The sequence below is a fragment of the Cryobacterium sp. TMT2-42-4 genome, assembly GCF_004402645.1.
Classification (GTDB): domain Bacteria; phylum Actinomycetota; class Actinomycetes; order Actinomycetales; family Microbacteriaceae; genus Cryobacterium; species Cryobacterium sandaracinum.
On record NZ_SOFT01000036.1, the window covers coordinates 25,804 to 41,324 of the forward strand.

Genomic DNA, 15,521 nt, shown 5'->3' on the forward strand with positions numbered 1-15,521 from the left:
CTCTTTCATACAACGATCTCGGCGTGTGCGCCGTATTCCTGGCGATTCCTGGCGCTTAGCTGTCGCCGAGATCAATCTATCGTCGGATAGCTTGCTACTACTCTCAACGGCGGCTGTGGTGTTTGGCAATTGCGCTGCGGCGCAGGCGCCCCGCCGCTAACACTTCATATGTCCGCGGGACCGAAACGCGCCATCATCGGCGACGGTGCCCAGGCATTGGCTACCGCCCGGCGGCGACCATGTAACTTCGGAACTATGCGGTCGCCATGTATTTGGAGCCCTCCCCTCGTCCTACTGGCCTCGCTATCACTGGTGCGCGATCGCCTCCAGAGTCTTCATCAGCCGCTCGAGTTCGTGCGGCACGCGGTCCACGCACCGGGCCGCCTCCCGCAGCAGGTCCGGGGTGATGGCGACCTTGTAGGTCACTTCGAGCCACTTCTTGAAGTCTTTCGGCGCCCCTTTTCGGGCTGCGAGAGCGGCCGCATGCTCCGCCCGCAGGACGTCCCAGGACGCGTGCGTGTCCAGGAGGGAGCCGACCGGCACGTACTCGATGACGTCCTTGGCCTTCAGGCTGTACGGTGTGACGCGATTCTCGACCCCGGTCCGAAGCGCTGAGGTGAGCCATTCGCGGAGGAATCGAGCTTCGTCCGCGTCACCGAGTACGGCGTCGGCCAGACCGGCGGTCGCCGTTTCTAGGGTGCCGGATGCTCGATTTTCGAGCGCCTGCGCCCAGGCCACACTAAGTTGTTGGGGGTCCTGATTGTCGACTAGGGCAACGAGGTGCGCGCCGGTGAAGTCGAACAGCACCCTGCTGTCGATCGTCCCCGGGAGCTTCGTGGCCCCGCGCAGCGGCAGTATTAGAACCCGGGCCGCGCGCAGTCGATCTCCGAAGAAGGCGTCGAGCAGCGCTTCATCGTGTGCACCTTCCACGAGCAGGAAGATTCGCGGCCATCGTAAGAGGTCACTCGGCGTCAACCCGAGCTCACCGAGTGCTGCCTTGTCGGCCAGGTTGAGCTCGCGGACCACGGAGGCACCATTCGTTCCACCACCTCGTTTGACTTCGATGATGCGTGCCTCCCGCGCATCGAGCAATTCCGGGGAGTGAGTGGCGGCAACAATAATTCTGCGTGGATCCCGTGCTCGGTCGACCAGGGCGCGAGCGGTGTGCGCCTCCGCGGAGCGGTGGAGCGCGGATTCCGGTTCATCCAAGATCATGACGACGGGTCGAAGTTCGTCGCCGGGCCGTGAGGTGTGCTCCCGTCGATGCCAGTAGAGCGCGTCGTCAACGGCTGCACCGGCCCAGATTCGTTCGGCCCGAGAAAGATTCTCGAAGCTGACCAGCCGGCCGCCTCCCCCGCGCCTAAATAGCCATTGCGCCGCTGGATTGGAAAAACGCGTAACAGCGGGAGTCAGCTGAAGCACGGGCGTCGGTGCGTCGATCATCATCTGCTCGATCGCTGCTGTCGCCCAGACTTCCAGTTCAAGCGACACCTCCCCTGCCAACCGATCGACGAGCCCCGTCAGCACTGCAATCTCGTCGAAGTCCTCTGAACTGTCTTCGCCCCCGGAACGCGAGCGCGACTTGTGTTCGATGTGACTGCGTGCGGTCTCTAAACCCCATCCGCTCGAAAGAGCATCGCGAATGCTGTCTCCCCTGGCCGACGTGTCGGTGTCCTCCCAAGTCCTTGCAATAGAGGCAGCACGGATCACGATCTCACCGAGATAGTCGATCGTGTCCGCGTTCGGATCATCAGTCACCGGGAGAACATCGATGCCGAGGTCGATCGCTCCTTGGACCGTGAAAGCATGGAGGGGCTCGAAGGGTGATGCTTCCCCTGAGTAAGGAATGAACGTCGGTGTATAGAATCGGCGGCGCGCTCTGGTGAGCAAGTGGTTCGCCTTATTCCCTCGGAGCGGTGTACTCCAGACTGCTTCGTGAAATACTTCCATGCCTTCATCGGAGTATTCCAGCGCTTCGATTTCGTCGCCTGCGCGGTTCAGCCGTTCTGAAGATATACGGACCTCTGGGCCGGTTGGGTCCGCCACGGGCCAGACGTCCCAACTGGGATCGGCCGAGGTGCCGGCGGGATGCATCAGGAACAGGCGGTCTGCGGCGACCTCGTCACGGAGCTCTGCTCGGTCGGAGCGCGCGTCAAACTGCGCCCGAATAAACCGGTCAACGATTTCATTTGCTGTGCTGACGGTAATGAATTGGCGATTCTCCATTGAAAACTCGAAGTCAGCAGGCACTGCGAATCTTTCGGCAATGGCCACCAGCAGCCCTGCGCCGGGAGTTGGTTGCTCGTCCTGGGACCTATCGTGTTTCAGATCCAGTTCAGTGGGCACCTGCAATCGCACGATCATGCTGACGTCAATGTGCGACTTCACTCCAGTGAGGGCGGCACGCATGCCTTCGGCTAGGCGAGTCTTCCCGGCTCCGTTTAGGCCGTACAGGACAGTCAGACCCTCGCAAAACGGAAGGAACGCGCCTTCGAGTAAAGGGTCACCCGTGAATTCAAAACCAACGACGCAATGCTGCATATCTGCAGGCTAGCAATGCGAATGGGTGGCGGTGGCCACGCCGAGCGGCTAGGTCGGGCAGAACCCGTGAACTCCTCTGGCGATTGTATGAAGTCTGCAACCTGGGCAACTTCACTGCCAGCGACGAAGTCGGCAGGTCCAACTTTGCTGTCGACGTCGGCCGGAAATAGACCCCGGCTTCCGCCCGAAGCCGCATGCCTCCTGAAAAGCATCCATTCCATCGGATGTGCGTGGCCGGCGGGGCCATGGCGCTGATCGCGCTTTCGACACCGCCAACAACCGGAGCAACGCTCAGGCCATCGAATACGGCGTTGTCACTCACCGAAGAACAGAAGGCTGCTCGAGCAGAAAGGCGCCGCGTGACCAGCGCCCCGCAGAGAAGAGGCTCGCGCTCATGCTCCGCGACGAAAGCATGGTCACTCATTCCCTGGGTCATGGCTAAGCGCTATCCACCTCGACGTCCGACCCTAGGCCTAGGCTCGGGGTCGTGACCATTGCTGCAGACCTCGTCAACGACGCCTCATTCCGTCCCGCCGAGTCCATCGATGCCGACGTGCCATCCTCCCCCGGCATCTACGCCATCCGTCTCCGCATCGGGTCGACGTTGCCAGAGCCGTTCGAATCGCTACTCGGCGAGCGCTTATCGCGCCTGATTTACATTGGGAAGGCAACGTCACTCGAAAGCCGGATGCTCAGAAACGAGCTCCGCGGTCGTGGGCACGGCACGTTCTTCCGCAGCATCGGAGCCGTTCTGGAGTTCCGCCCGAGGGCCGGTTCACTCTCGAACAAGGTAAACAAGTACAACTTCAGCTTCGAGAAGCCCGACCGAGACACCATCGCGCAGTGGATCAACGCCAACCTCGAGGTGAGCTGGCGGACGCTGCCGATGAGCGACGTGCCGACCACCGAGACTGCACTGATCCTTGAGCACACGCCGTTGCTCAACCTGGACGGCAACCCGTTGGCTCTGACCGAACTCGACGATCTGCGAGTACGTTGCCGCCAGGTTGCCTCGGCGGCGGCTGGCCTGTCGTAAGCCGCGAGCGGGACTACGCGCCGTGCCCGCGAGACACCGCCGAACCGTGCGATCGCTCCCACCGCTGCGCACGGTGCCGCTCGCCGATTGCGTCCTACACCCACTTTCTCAAGCACGATGTGCGCGGAACTGCTCATACACTCTTCCGCTCGTCGTCAGAACCGAACAGGGTGCGCCAGCTACGCACGAGATGGTGTGTCAGTTGTTACTGACAAGATGATCACAACCTCCCGGCACAGGGAGCGATGTGATCCGGGGGGGGGCCAATGACTCAGCTATGCACCGACGAACCTTTTCGCATCGTCGACAGGTCAGCCTGCACAATCATTCGTCGTGCCGCATAAGTGGGTGAGGCCACCATCAAACGCTCGCCGCCGGCTTCCAAGCACTCCAACACTCTCGCTGCAGCACCTAACTACCAGCTCAGGAAGGGCCATCACGATGAGCGTTGAAACCGGCGTACCCGGTGAAAAACCTATTGGAGTAGTCATGTATCTCACACCGGCTGAACGTGCCGGAATCCTTAGGCAACTGCGTAGCAGGGACGCCGACGACTACGAGGTCGTCGAGAGCGCTGAGTGGTCTTCGGATGCGCTGATGCTCAATCTGTGTCACGGGCTGAGCTACTGGGAAGAAGAATTTCACTACTATTTCTGGGGTTTCAATGAACTCCAGAGAGCGAATATTTCGCACATCATGATTGCCTGCTCGCCGACCGGCACGCTGAACTACGAAGCGGTGATCCCCCCGAAGGGGCCGACCGGGTTCTTCGCGAAGAAGGCAGATGGCACATCTGCGCTCGTCAGCGCCGACATCTGCTGGTTCACACCCGGTGATATGCGGGCCTACGACTGGGTTGCTGTGGTGCCGAAAGGGTTCGATCTCGATGCCGCGGACCCGACTGACGGTGTGCGATATTTCGTGAGTTCATCGGACGCGCAAGTCCTGTTCCTCGGTCTCTTCGCCCTAATCGTCGACGACAGTTGCCCTGAGGTTTTCCAGTGGAAATTCCCCGGTTGGACCAAGTCGGACTGGTCGGTCGACGAGCTCGCGGATCGTCGCGACGCTGTAATCTCCGAGCACACGTACCAGGAAATCGATGAGTATTACCCGGGAGCTACGCGAGTCCGTCCCGGTGGAGATACACACCGATGAGCGTCGAATTTACGGTGCGAATCCTCAAGAACGCACGAGACCGTCGACGCACAGTGCCCGCAGCAGAGAGGCTAAGTACCGAATAGTGAAACAACAATTCTCGGTTAATCGACAGGGGTTCGGTGGGCAGCCGTTGCTTTCCCACTTGGACGTCGTCCACTCTCAGGAGCTTGAAGCGCAATACGGAGGCCAGTATGAATGGTTCTGGGGTGTTCCCGGCGTATTCCAAGCCCTTGCAGCTCCGCTCACCGGTCAGATGGTGCCCGCGGCACCGGAGACCAACGACCCGCATGAGCAGCGGTTGGGCTATTGGGGTGCACTGCATTACCTGCTGCTTCACAGGCTGGGATGGGCGCGCCCCGATCGCGGTTTGCGATGGTGGTACGACCAAGGGAAACCCGCCCAGGATCCAACGATGGCGTTGATTTTGGCGGTCTGGGATGCAGACGGCCACGTCGACGCGTATCTGGCATGGCTTCTGAAAGGCCAGCCGGTTTTTCTCGCCCCGGAATCTCAACCTTGGGCCGAATGGCCTACCGAACGCGAACCTCTTCCCGACCGCTGGGTTCGATGGGCAGCTGACATTGAGCGTGCGGGTGAGCTCTCAGAATCGAAGTATTTTCTAGGAGGCTGGGATCCACTGCACCTCTCCGGTCACACCGGGGAGGGCGGGGAGCCAGACCCAGCATCGACGCTCACGGTGACCTCCCGAACTGAACGGCGTGCTGTCTTCGTGACCGACACCATGAACGCTTGGCACTACGACCTTGCGAAGAAAGCGTCGAAGCTGCCGGAAGGCAACAAACCTCCGTGGCGAGTCGACGTCTTTGTCCGACCAGTGGGCTTTCTTGGTACCTATCGAAAGTCCTATCAGACGGGGTTGTGGTTCACGGGCCGGCACAGCTACCACGCGGCCGGTAACTGATTAGCTCGGTTGCACGGTGAGTCGTCACGTTTGCTCGGCTCCACGATCTCAGCAGTCAATACTGGTTAGGTCCGCGGGGACGAAACCCCGCCACAGGCCCCTGATCCCCCGGGGCCGTGCCGTGCGTCAGGGTGTCTTGCTGCCGGAAGGAGCAGGACGGCCGCCCTGCTGGGCCGAAGGAGCGTACCGACCGTCCCAGTGGCCCCAGCGAACTCGCGAACCGACTTCGTCGCGACACGGGTCGACGTCGCCCATCCAGCGAATGCCTCATACCCTTCGCGACAGCCCGAGCGTGCTCCACCGTCCCGTAATTCCTCGTGGCGCACACGAGTCAGAGCTTGTGCTGCCAGGATGAGCGTGATGGATGTGTGCGGAATAATAGGACCATGCCGCACCCGCTAGATGGACACCTCGCCGTCATTCTTGCAACGCCGCCGCTGACGACTTCGGGAGAGCGAACCCTCGCTCGCGTTCGAATGGCCTCGGAGCTGATGGGTGTCTCGCGAGTGTCAATCTGCAATCTCTTGGACGTGGCAACAAACGACGTAAGAGAGGTAGCCACAGTTGGCAACAGCGCAGCTCCGTGGCTCGCGTCCCGCCCAGCAATCCTTGAGGCCCTAGGCGATGCGGACGACGTGCTTCTTGCTTGGGGATCAGAGCCGACAGGACCGGCCAGAAATCATCAACGCGAGCAGGTTGCATGGGTCATGAACTTGATCGCCAGTCAACGAACAGAGGCTTGGGCTGTCGGAGCACAACCGCGCCATCCCTCGCGGTGGCAACGCTACACTTCACGAGCTCATGCCGGAATGGATTTCAGTTCGGCCCTTCAACTGTCTCTAGGCAGGCTCCCGCCAGGGATCAAGCTCGACAAGCCCCGAGCGTAGTTTTTCGAGAGCTTTTCTTTCGATCTGCCTAATTCGCTCACGGGTCACCCCAAACACCTCGCCAATCGCGTCAAGTGTCATCGGCGCGTCATCGGCTTGACCGGCACTGTATTCAAAGTCACTCAGGCCAAATCGGAGACGAAGTACCTCGGCTTCTTTCTCGCTCAGCGCGTCCAACATGCTCAAGACGAGACGCCGCCGATCGACGCGGTCGCCGAGGTCTTGTATGCCCCCGTCCGACTCGAGAATGACCGACTCCGGGTCAATTTCGTCAAGGCAGAAGATGTTCTGGGCGCGGGACGCTGCAGCCCTCAACTCCGGCGTGAGACCGTCGACCGAGTCGAGCCCCTCCCAAACGTGCACGGGTATGCGAATCAGCAGGACATCATTTGCGCGCCAGCGCTGGATTGCTTGGCGGATATTCCAGGAAACGAGGGTGCTGAGCGCAAATCCTTTCGCGTGGTCCCAACCCTGGAGCCCTCGCATGAGCCCTAAACAGCCGGCCTGAAACGCATCCTGCGCCCAATCCTCATCGATCGAAGACGCAACTCCCTTCGACCAATGGAAAACGAGCCGCAGGTTAGCGACAATCAGTAGGCGATACTCCTCGCGGCCTTTCGCTACCAGCTCGTTAAGTTCGGAAACTTCACGACGCGTAGTTGTTGCAATTTCTAGGCCGGCCAACCGCTCTTCCGCAAGAAGGCCGATTTCAACGGCAGCCGCTGCCTGGCGGGTTCGCTCAGGGTCGAGCAGCGGAATCGCGCCGACCATGCGCGCATACCAATCAAACGAATTTGATTGGGCACGTCGTGTCGGCCTCTCGCGGAGTTTTCGCGTGGCTGGCTCGGACCCAGGTTTAGCCCGTCCCAAAAGGTCATCTACCTCGAGCGCAAGCCGCTCAGCTCCGAAGCTCGGGTCCATGAGGTCGATGCGTTGGAGGAGCCGCTCCAGGTCTTCGACGTCCTCACCTCCCCCGTCATGATTGGGAACCACGGAGGGCAACTCGATTCCACCAACAACGGTCACGATCAGTCGAAGTCCATCCGGGAGAGCTCGAAGATCTCTGTGACGCTGTAGCCTCCAGTCTTCACTTTCTCCGCGATGTACGCCGTGCCCAGATTTCCGAGCTGTTCAAGCGCGCGCGCGGGTACTCGCGTCGGAAGATACCAAGTGAGGAACTCCAACACTTGAGAGCTGACAGATCCACGGTTCCACATCGTTCCGGCCGACGGCGGAGCCGTACTGACATCCATCCCCTTGCGGAGCGCGAGCATCGCAGCAGCCTGAAACGCACCCAGCGCCGTCTTGTAGTGCCCCTGTTGAACGAGTAACTCGAGAACGTCTTTGTTTGAAGCGGATGGGCCGATTGTGCGCTTGTCATCGTCAGCGTCGCCGATCGAGGACTCAGAGTTCATCGTCATGCTGCGCGCACCTCCGATCGCGTCGGCGAAAGCCTCTCGATGGTGTACTCGCGGCCGATCTTTCCGCCTAACAAGTGGGCGTCACGCTGGGGGTCATACTCTCCCGATTGAACGAAAAGAATCACTTGCGTGTCGAAAGTACTGACCCAATCCAGGATCGCTCCTCGGTGCCCGGTGTCGAGGCGTCCGAACGGCGTATCCATGACCATCGGCGCTTCATCGACCGAGCATTCCGCAAGAGCCCCGATGAACGCTGTTGTGAGTATCTGATTAGCTCCCGCGGAGATCATGCTTAGCGGGCGCATCTGGTGGTCGAGGACTGTAAGCAAGTAGTCGTCGCTGATGCTCACGCCGGTGTATTCCTTTTCTGTTGTGAGCCGGTGAAATAGTTCTGAGGTCGTCGCGGCCACACGGTCGCGCATCGACGATCGAAACCTATCAAACGAACCATTCACGGTTGCCAGCGCTTCCTGGACGGTTCGCTGAAGCTTTCGGTCAGTGGGGTCGACCTCAGGCTGGTCTGCAATCTGGCCGCCCAAGTTGCCAATTTCCTGCTTTAGGGCGCCCCGCTTCAGCTCCAAGCCCGCGATCGCTGATGTCGTGCGGCTGCGCCTCGTCTTTCGATCGACAAGATTCCGCTCAAGGCTCTCTATGTCGACCGTGTTTCCACTGATCTGTTCCGAAATCTGGCGGATTCGTTGGATCCGTTTGTCATTGCGCAGACGCTCACGACCGAGGTCCTGCTCCTGGTCAAAGACTCGCTGCAGGGCGCTCCGACCGTTGTTGAACTTACGAAGTCGGTCGCGGCGGCGACGAGCTTCATCGACGGTGCTCGCCGGTGCATCGAGGAGTGTTTGCTTCAACGAAGAGATCTCGACTTCGAGCTCTGCCTCGTTGTGCCCAAGGATCGCTTGCCCGCACGCGGGGCAGACTCCTGTCCCTAGCTGCTTCTCCAATTGCTCAAGCTTGTACCTAACCTTGAATTGTTCGCGATCTGCGGTCTCGGCAGTCTCGATCTCCGCCTCAGCGGTCTCAAAGTCAAGCGCAAGTGTTTCCATCGCGGGGAGCCACCAAGAAGTTTCGGTGAGATCGGCCAATCCATCGCGGACATCTCTTATCGAGTCCTCCGCTTTGGCGACTTCACTCTCCAGACTCTTGCGCTCAAAGTAAAGATCCTTGATTTCGTCGACCTTAGAGAGCTGGGAGTCTAGTTCGTCGATCTCGCGTTCCAAGACTTCGTCGTGCTCTCGCAGTTTCTCGAGGTCCTTTTCGGCGGAGTTCAGATCGTCAGATTTTGCATTGAATTTCTCGGTGAGTTCGTTATATTTCTTTTCCTTTTTGAGGACCAAGTTCATGCTCGAAGCAATGGACGTTTGGATCGTTTCGAGGTCCGACTCGAGTGCCTTCATGAACGGCAATCCAAGCGCACGTTCAACCTGTGCGCGGACAAAACCTTGCGCAGTCGCGCGATCGTTGCGCAGTCGCTCTTCGAACCGATTGAGCATTTCACCGTCAAAGAAGAAGAAGTCCGAGATGTCATGGCTCAGGATCCCGTCCACAACATCTCCAATACTTGCGGAGGGATACGGGAGTCCGCCGGCCGGAATCAAGTCGACCGCAGGGCGCCAGATAACAACTTTTCCTCTCTCCGCGGTAGCAGTACCGGAACGATGCAAGAGGTATTCAGCATTGTTGTGCGAGAAGCGCACTGACACGCCGAACTTCGTCTCGCCTGTCTCAACCGCATCCAGGTTCACCATGCGTTCAACGCCGAGGGGGGTGCGGCCATCTTGCTCACGCATTTGTCCGTATAGGGCCCACACGATTGCCCGAAGCAGGCTCGTCTTCCCCCGCATGTTCTCGCCACGGAAAAGAATTACTGGGGCAGACTCTGTGACCTCAAGTTGAATGGAGTGCTCCCCGAAGAAAGGGCCCCAATTCAGTAGCGTTATTTCAAGAAGTTGCATGTGAAACAACGACCTCTCTGGTCGACTCGAGTAGGACTTGCCGGAGTTCGCGTTGGACGTCTCGGCGGTCGCCAACCCAAGTGCGATGTTCCCAGGCAATACCGACGATCTTCTCCCAGGTCTGAGGCTCGATGGTCGCAGCTTCAGTCTTGGCGCGCACCTCGATTATGGAGTTAATTGCCTCGCTTCGTGGCGAGATTTGATTGGAGTGACTCATCGATCTCGAGTCCTTTCTTGGCTAGTCTTCTTCAACATCCGGGACATTCGTGGCGAGATGGGTTCCTGAAGTGGGCAGGAGCTGCTCGAGGTACAACCCGGGTCCTACATTCCGAGAATCTTCGGCGAATTCCAGCGCTCTCACGACCTCGCTTGGGGTAATGGCGAGGCCATCTGCCCCAGTCACGAGCACGTCGAATATCTGAGCGCTGTACTTGCCAGGGGAACGTCGAAGCACCCTGCCTCGCCTCTGTACGTATTCGCGCGGGTTCGTCGAGGACGCCAGAATCAGAGCGCGGTTGATCAGCGGTATGTCGATACCCTCATCCAGACACTTGATGGCCAATAGGACGCCACCGCGATTTGTGAAGTAGTCCAGCGTTGCCTTGTGATCGCCAGAATCTTGCGAATGGTATTCCAGTAGGTCCATCCCGAGACCTTCTAATTCCTGGCGAACTTCGCGGAGGTGCTCCACGTCGTTGCAATAGACGAGCCACCGATCACCGTCGCGATAGTTCTTTTCCAAGATTGCCGCCGCGATCGCGGCCTTCCCTACGGCCCGCTTCGAGATCCGTGCTCGCTGACGGAGAAGGTGCAACGCGCGCTCGGTCATCTCACCTTTGTTTCGCCCTATCTCTTGCGCAACTTGTTTGCTGAGAACGTCCCACTTGTCGAGCTCATCGACGGTGAGAGGACAGGTCACGAAGTCGTAGTCGTACGGCACGAGTACTTGAGCCTCGAGGGCATCTCGAAGCGTGAATTCTGGGGTGAGGACTTGTCCGAAGTAGTTGAAGATTGCCTCTGTCCCCGCAGGGTCCCCAAAACGTTGCGGAGTCGCGCTCAGGCCAAGTCGACCGCCCGCCCCCACCTCACGCAGCACTCTCCTGGTGTCAGGCGCACCAACACGGTGCACTTCGTCTCCGACCACCAAAAGGTGTTCCCCGTGGTGCAACAGATCGAGAAATCTATCGGTCGCGGCCGTCTGGTAGGTCGCAAGCACGATTCGCTGCCCAAGGGTTATGTCATCCCTCGTATAGTCCGCAAGTCGACGACTCCAGCCGTCGCGAGAATGGCCAGCGCCGACCCGAAGCACTACCGCGCTCGGAATCAGCGACTGTATTTCGGCTGCCCACTGGCGATGGAGGAGTTCAGATGGAACAAGAATCAATGCGGGACGTCCGCTTGTTGTCCATCGACGGATGGCTTCGAGAGCAGTCCGAGTCTTGCCTCCGCCTGTCGCGAAGGCGACAACTCCGTGGTGCGAATTCACCTCCCACGACTGAAGAACATCGGCTTGGTAGTCGCGCAGCTGGATGGCATATGGCTGAAGTTCTGCGCGCTCGACAGACGCCCTGAGCGCATCTACGATGTCCTCAAGTGGCTCCGAAGGAATCACGGACCTAATGACAGCCGCGGCCTCACTGGCCTTGGTGACTATTAGGCCACGTCGCAGTCCCCTCCACGTCTCGTCAAAGAGATCCTCATGGCGGGCGCATCGACGTTCGTTCGCTTCACCAGACCAATTAGTGAATACCTCAATTTGCTCGTGATTCGCGAACCCCGACCAAGCTGCGGCCGTTTCATTGGCGCTGCCAATGAAGGAGACTTTGTGGTCCTTGGAGTCCGCGAAAATGCCGATCTTGTCATGAAAGAGACCAGACTTCCCTGACGTGACAAACTTTATCTCTAGCAAGCCGGCGTCGATCAAAGCACGAAGGCACAAGACGGCACGTTTCTCTAAATCGGTCCCGTGGGCCAATGCAGCAAGCGACGTGGCGGCGATCCTGAGCGGAGCAGGCTGATGCGTTTCTGCGAGATCACGAATTGCCTCGGCATCAGCGCCGCTCAGGTGAGGGGAACAAAGAAGTCGAATCTTTCCGCCCCGGGCCACATACTCGCTGAATACTATTGGCGCCAGCGCGAGAATGGCTGAAGAGAAATAGCCGGTTGCTCTGTCGTATGAGACAGCATTCGAGAGCGCTGGAATGTAAAAGTCATTCAGCAGAGAGTCGCCACTGCTCGAATAATTCTCTTGAAATTCGACTCCGCGAAGGTTTTGCTCTTGCGCGCACATCCCACTTCACCCCCCAACCCATTTCCGCCCCTGATCAGGTTACCGGGTCAGTGAGATGTCCTTCGACACCTCGGAGCGGAACTTCTCTCCGACGCGCGCTTAACAAAAGCGACCTGCTCAAGTGACACGAGTTCCAAGGACTCCCCGCTATCAGCAGGGTTGCTCGCGTGCCTCGTCGAAGGCAGGACTCGAGCATCCGCCGTTCTAGGTCGTGAGGCGAACTCGGCGCAAACGGTCATGCGCTGCGTCTGGACCGCCATCCTTATAGGGTTCATCCCAATCGATCTCAGCCCTCTCGAAACTGGCGCTCGCATTCTTGTGCGTTAACACCAACGCGCAATCGCGATTTGTCGCCTGCCCTTTGGTCTCCCCCCAGATTCGACTCACTTTGTTTTGAACGGGCAGTTCGTCTTCAACCATGTCCATGAGGCGAAGATCAGTCCGATCAGCGATCTCATTCCAGAGCTGGGCAGCCAACGGACGCGCATCTTTGCCCGGGGCCGCGACGTCGCCGATAATGAAAACGCCAACGCCTCCCGGTTTCAGGACGCGCTGAGCGCCTAGAACAGTGCGCAGCATGAACTCCTGGTAAGAGCCGAACGTGTGTCGGTGGTCCAGCGCGGCGTCGAGCTTCTTTCGCCCAACGCCTTGATCGCGACCGACGCCGTCCAGCCCAAGAAGCCAGAGCCGAATCCAGTTCGCAGTGCCGTAATTCACAACCTGGAGATAGGGCGGTGACGTGACGATCAAGTCGACCGAACCCGGCTTCAGCGCCTCCCCAGCCAAGAATGAGGCCGCGTCCACATGGTACGCGTCCCCTTCCGGCCCGGGGTTCGCGTCAAGATACAAGCGAGCCATCTTGTCGCGCAAACAAGCAAACACGTCCTGGTCAAGCTTCTTCAAGCTGTTTTCTTCGATGAACTTCTTTACGTATGTCGGCGACATGCTGAATGTATTTGGCATGCTGATGCTCAGATATTGGGAAGTATCGTCGCGGCGCCATGCTCCATGCATGATTCCCGCCAAGGCGCCCGCGAGCATGAACTCGTCCTGGCTCCAAGTGGTAATTTCTTTGCTCAACAGACCCTCGCGGATGAAGCAAATCTGGCGCAATGTGTTGTCGTGGTAGAGCATCCGAATATCGTCGGTGACATCCATGTCGGTGAAGCTAGATTTTCTGTAGCGCTTCTCGAGGTCGTCGATGAAGCGTCCGATAGCATGCCAAGTTGGCGGCGCCACCTTGGCGCGTGACAACACGTATGCGAGCGGACTGAGGTCGTTAGAGACCGCCCGTCGTCCCTCAACCCTTGCCTGCAATCCAGTCGTCCCTCGCCCACTAAACGGATCGAGCACTAGCTCTCCCGGCTTCGAGTAACGCTGGATGAAGTAATGCGCAACCTTTGCAGGGAACATGCCTTGATACGAGCACATGGTGTGCATCGAGTGGCCCCAACGCGGACTGATGCTGTGCCATAGGGCGCCGGATGACGTGGTGCCACCGTCTATGGAGTCCCGCTCAGGAGTTTCGAAGAATGACTCTTCGGACCAGGTGGATGAATTGGTCATTGCAAGTACTCCTGGAGCGAACCGGCGGCGGACCGCAGCACGACGCTAGTTGATAAATTGCGGACGGAATTCAAATTATCGAGCGTTCGTTGGGGAGTGGTGGACGAGGACCTTTCGATCTTCTTCGATCCCCTGCGGAGACCAAGGTCCCGTTTCACTGCTCGAACCTCCTGGCCGACTCGGTAGTACTCCGGCGGTAGGCCGTCGGTCATCGCCTCGACATACTTGATCGGGAAACGAATGCTGTTCCCTTGGCGAGCGGATGCTATGGCATCTCGAACCCATGCGTCCGCTCCCTCACCTTCCGCAAAGCTCTCCCTAAGCACTTTCTCAACGCCCGCGGGCGTCAAGCGGAGCCATGCGTAAGGGTTTGATGCCGGAATGACGTCGACGTCCATCAAAGTGACAATGCTCGCGAATAGTCCCCCGCGCTGCAGCAACCTCCACAAACCAGTGTAATTTCGCAGCGTCGCGGGTGACACTCCGATGTAGCGTGCAATATCTGACTTCATTACGCTCTCGGTTACATGGAGATGCTCCACAAGAGCGGCGAGCTGACTCGGTAGCAAGTCTTGATAGATATCGGACTGGAATCGAATTTCGTAACGACGGTCGTAGTCGACAACATACGCGGGAACTGTGGGAAACCGTTCGGGAGACTTCTTGCGAATCGCCCGAATTGCGCGAAGTCTCAGAGTGCCATCGATTACCAAATACCCACCTGAAGGCATCGAGGCAACTTTTATCGGCTCCGCGAGACCGATTTCGTCGATCGAAGACCGAAGTCGTTCTTCAAAGGCCTTTGCGCTTCCCGAACGACTCAATTCCGGGCTCAAGGAAAGCAGATCAGGCGAAACTTGTTTGAGTTTCATGCCAGAGCAACCGTCATGTCAGCATCCTGTTCGGTGAGCTCGAGTGGCAACTCGGCGGCTAGTTGTCGGAGACGTTCAATCGAAGAGGAATTGGGCAGTCGGTCAAGAGTCGCACAGGCCCACTTGAGTAATGCAATCTTCTGACTCTGGAACTCTCCTCCTAAGTCACCCAGACGACTCCATCCCAAACCCTCAAAGAGTGCTTCCAACTCCTTCGTTCGAATCGTGGAGCCAGCGACGAGAGCTACTACTGTAGGCCGCTCGGCAGGCGCAACGTGATGTGCGATCGCAGCATGCCTTGAAAGGTTGACTTTGCCATCGCGCAACGCTGCGACTTCACTCTGGCTGGCGCCATCGAGTTGTGAAAACAGTCGCCGAACCGTCGCGGGCGTGAGCCCAAAACGCGACGCGATGGACGATGTTTCTTCGCCCGCTTCGCGCGCGCGATGGATAAGCAACGCCCTATCGATGGGCCGCATCTTGAGGCGAGCGACGTTCTCAACGAGGAACTGCTGAACCTTCTCGCTCTCAGCATAAGCATCATCCACGACGATCGCTGGAACCGTCATGAGTCCTAGAAGCCTGCAAGCTAGAGTGCGACCTTGGCCCTTGATCAAGAGAAAATCACCGCTCCCATCTGGGGCCATACGCACCGTAATCGGCGTTAGCACTCCAAACTGTTCGATAGACCGCTGCAGTTCGCGATGACCTTCGCGGTCACGCTTTCGCGCCAGCCCCTCTTCGGGACGAATCTTTTCCACAACTACGTCCTGAACCGGGAACTCGATGACGTCCTTAACGGCGTTCGCGGCACCGCCCGATACCATCGTGCTCGAAGTTTGCACCACGGTCGCCTCCTCA

The 15,521-nt window shown here is 58.8% G+C and carries 11 protein-coding genes; 3 read left to right on the forward strand and 8 right to left on the reverse strand.

Annotated elements, in window-relative coordinates:
- Positions 1-306 precede the first annotated feature (306 nt).
- A complete protein-coding gene (locus E3O18_RS12605) occupies positions 307-2,388 on the reverse strand; it encodes a hypothetical protein (RefSeq protein ID WP_241978185.1) in 2,082 nt (693 codons plus the stop codon).
- Between the two features lie 640 nt (positions 2,389-3,028).
- Here E3O18_RS12605 and E3O18_RS12610 point away from each other — a divergent pair.
- The 3 genes from E3O18_RS12610 to E3O18_RS12620 all read left to right on the forward strand — a co-directional run bounded on the left by E3O18_RS12610 (position 3,029) and on the right by E3O18_RS12620 (position 5,657).
- The gene (locus tag E3O18_RS12610) at positions 3,029-3,577 is read left to right on the forward strand and encodes a GIY-YIG nuclease family protein (RefSeq protein ID WP_134418207.1); all 549 of its coding nucleotides are present in this window, start codon (positions 3,029-3,031) and stop codon (positions 3,575-3,577) included.
- 441 nt (positions 3,578-4,018) lie between these two features.
- Positions 4,019-4,732: a hypothetical protein gene (locus E3O18_RS12615; RefSeq protein ID WP_134418208.1), complete on the forward strand. Its 714-nt coding sequence runs from the start codon at positions 4,019-4,021 to the stop codon at positions 4,730-4,732.
- Between the two features lie 85 nt (positions 4,733-4,817).
- Positions 4,818-5,657, forward strand: a complete 840-nt coding sequence (locus E3O18_RS12620) for a hypothetical protein (RefSeq protein WP_134418209.1) — start codon at positions 4,818-4,820, stop codon at positions 5,655-5,657.
- Between the two features lie 839 nt (positions 5,658-6,496).
- Here the strand turns inward: E3O18_RS12620 and E3O18_RS12630 are convergent.
- The 7 genes from E3O18_RS12630 to E3O18_RS12660 all read right to left on the reverse strand — a co-directional run bounded on the left by E3O18_RS12630 (position 6,497) and on the right by E3O18_RS12660 (position 15,508).
- Positions 6,497-7,570, reverse strand: coding sequence for a sigma-70 family RNA polymerase sigma factor (locus tag E3O18_RS12630; protein ID WP_134418212.1), 1,074 nt, complete (start codon positions 7,568-7,570; stop codon positions 6,497-6,499).
- 2 nt (positions 7,571-7,572) lie between these two features.
- Complete coding sequence (locus E3O18_RS12635) at positions 7,573-7,965, reverse strand: hypothetical protein (protein WP_134418213.1); 393 nt, start codon at positions 7,963-7,965, stop codon at positions 7,573-7,575.
- The gene (locus E3O18_RS12640) at positions 7,962-9,932 is read right to left on the reverse strand and encodes an AAA family ATPase (RefSeq protein ID WP_134418214.1); all 1,971 of its coding nucleotides are present in this window, start codon (positions 9,930-9,932) and stop codon (positions 7,962-7,964) included. The genes E3O18_RS12635 and E3O18_RS12640 overlap by 4 nt, the downstream gene beginning before the upstream one ends.
- Positions 9,933-10,170: 238 nt before the next feature.
- Positions 10,171-12,222, reverse strand: a complete 2,052-nt coding sequence (locus E3O18_RS12645) for a DEAD/DEAH box helicase family protein (RefSeq protein WP_134418215.1) — start codon at positions 12,220-12,222, stop codon at positions 10,171-10,173.
- 204 nt (positions 12,223-12,426) lie between these two features.
- Positions 12,427-13,788, reverse strand: coding sequence for a DNA methyltransferase (locus E3O18_RS12650; RefSeq protein ID WP_134418216.1), 1,362 nt, complete (start codon positions 13,786-13,788; stop codon positions 12,427-12,429).
- Positions 13,785-14,660 carry a ParB/RepB/Spo0J family partition protein gene (locus tag E3O18_RS12655; protein ID WP_134418217.1) on the reverse strand — a complete coding sequence of 292 codons (876 nt, stop codon included), beginning with the start codon at positions 14,658-14,660 and terminating at the stop codon, positions 13,785-13,787. The genes E3O18_RS12650 and E3O18_RS12655 overlap by 4 nt, the downstream gene beginning before the upstream one ends.
- A complete protein-coding gene (locus E3O18_RS12660) occupies positions 14,657-15,508 on the reverse strand; it encodes a ParB/RepB/Spo0J family partition protein (RefSeq protein WP_134418219.1) in 852 nt (283 codons plus the stop codon). The genes E3O18_RS12655 and E3O18_RS12660 overlap by 4 nt, the downstream gene beginning before the upstream one ends.
- Between the last annotated feature and the right edge of the window lie 13 nt (positions 15,509-15,521).